At 61.1% G+C, this 1,955-nt stretch carries 1 protein-coding gene and 1 pseudogene; one reads left to right on the top strand and one right to left on the bottom strand.

Going from position 1 to position 1,955, the window contains the following annotated elements; genetic code table 11:
* The coding region (locus tag AB4043_RS24940; protein WP_442308452.1) for a M20/M25/M40 family metallo-hydrolase at positions 1–975 on the bottom strand (975 nt) is incomplete at its 3' end.
* A gap of 322 nt (positions 976–1,297) precedes the next feature.
* On the opposite strand from AB4043_RS24940, the pseudogene AB4043_RS24935 reads away from it, so the two are divergent.
* Positions 1,298–1,955: pseudogene (locus AB4043_RS24935) on the top strand (TolC family protein); the annotation flags it as partial.

Here is a 1,955-nt window from a genome sequence, read left to right as displayed (position 1 = left end):
GGCATACTCAGAGCGGAAGAAGAGGTGACGCATACCGCGCAGATTTCCCTCGGCTTCCTCCCCGACATTGGCTGCAAACAGGATGGTGTGCGCCGGTACGAGCTGTGCTGCCTTCATGGCGGCAGCTACCGCCAGAAGCCCCGTGAGTCCGGCGACGTTGTCCGCGGCGCCGGGAGCATAGACCCGCCCCTCCTCCAACCGCGGCTCTGGCAGCATTTCATCGGGAAAGATGGTATCCAGGTGAGCCGAGAGCATGGTGACCGGACCGTTCCGGACCTCTCCGGGGAGCTCCCCCAGGACATTTCCTTCGGCATCGATCTGGACCTGCTCCAGGCCGAGTTCGACAAACCGGTCCCGGACCCACGCGGCCCGGTGGTCGCCTTCACGCCTCCACTCTGAAGAGGAGATAGTCCGCACCATTGTCGGCGGAGTTGCGCCCTGGCGAACGGAGACGTCCGGGTCGTTCGCGGCAAACGAACTGAAATCCATCTCTCCAACTACGGATGTGGCTGCCTGCTGCATCGGAGCAATGTCCAACGGCCAGCGGCAGTCCCATACGTATCGGGCAACGAGGGGAGAGCAGATGCGCTCATGGGGTGTCCCGGCGTCGCGCCGGACGAAGATGCGGTACTCATAGGTCTTACCGCAGGCCGAATGTCGCGCGTGGAAATCCTGCGGCATGATCTCTGCCTGCGTCACTCGCACACTGGTGGGTAGAGCCCGGTTCAGCGCCCGCAGCAGGTTCTGTTGCGGAATGCCCGCTTCCAGGTCGAAGGTCGCCACCTGGCCCAGGGCATGCACGCCGGCGTCGGTTCTTCCAGAACCCTGTGGCAGGACCTCTTCTCCAGTGACCTTCCGGATGGCTTCGGAGAGCAGCCCCTGAACGGTGCGTAACCCCGGCTGTACCTGCCAGCCATGGAAGTCACCGCCGTCATAACTCAGGATCAGCTTCCAAGTATTCCGAGAAAAAGCCATCTTTGCACGGTAACATGCTGCCGCTTGTGTCACTTGCTATACTCATCGCTATCCCGCCAAAGGCCATGTCCCTCGCTTCCTACGAACTCCACGGAACCTACAGGAACCTGTTTACGTATCAGCCGATGAACCTGTTGTGGAATGATTTCAATGATTTCGTAACCGGAAGCCACTCTGAAACATCTGTCACTTGGTATTCGTACAACACTTACACCGAGAAAAGGGAATAGCAGTACCACCCTCTCGCCAACCCGGAACTGCGACCCGAAAAACTAAGGCAGACCGGCGACCCTAAACGATCGCATTAGCTGGAGAGCGTAACGTGAAATTGAGACATCTGCAAGCCACAGCGAGCATTGCTTTGCTCCTGATGGGACCCGCCGCACAGTACGCTGCCGCACAGCAGCAGCAGACCGTCCCCGGAGGCGGAACGCCCGCGCAGGCACAGGCCAACGCCACTCTTCCCGCGGTACCGGAGCCTAAGCTCACAGAACCCTTTGACCTGCGTGATACGGCCCGGGATTATTCCAAGCCCAAGAGCCACCTTTTCAAGCCCTGGGCTCCTTATACCCCTATCAACGTCGGGGAACCTCGTCTCGGCAACACGCCGCGGCTCGATCAGCTTCTACGCGACGGCAAGATGTACCTTTCTCTCTCCGATGCCGTCATGCTGGCGCTGGAGAACAACTACGACATCGCCATCTTCCGCCTGAACCTCGATATCGCGGATACCGACCTACTGCGTGCACGCGCCGGCGCTACCTTGCGTGGCGTCTCTTCGGGTCTGGTTTCCAATACCCTCGGCGGCACGACGACAACAATCACCGGAGGCGGCGGTCCTGGCGGCACCAGCACCGCGGCCGGAGCAGCCGGTGCGGGCGCCTCGGGCCTGGTGCTTACCACGAACGGCGCCGGCCCAACGCCGATGAACCTGGATCCGGTACTTACCAGCACGCTACAGCTTGAGCGCGCCCGGACTC

This window comes from Terriglobus sp. YAF25 (assembly GCF_052113305.1).
In the GTDB taxonomy this organism is placed as follows: domain Bacteria; phylum Acidobacteriota; class Terriglobia; order Terriglobales; family Acidobacteriaceae; genus Terriglobus.
The sequence above is the reverse complement of the archived record's forward strand: the minus strand, read 5'-3'. Positions and strand labels throughout refer to the sequence as shown.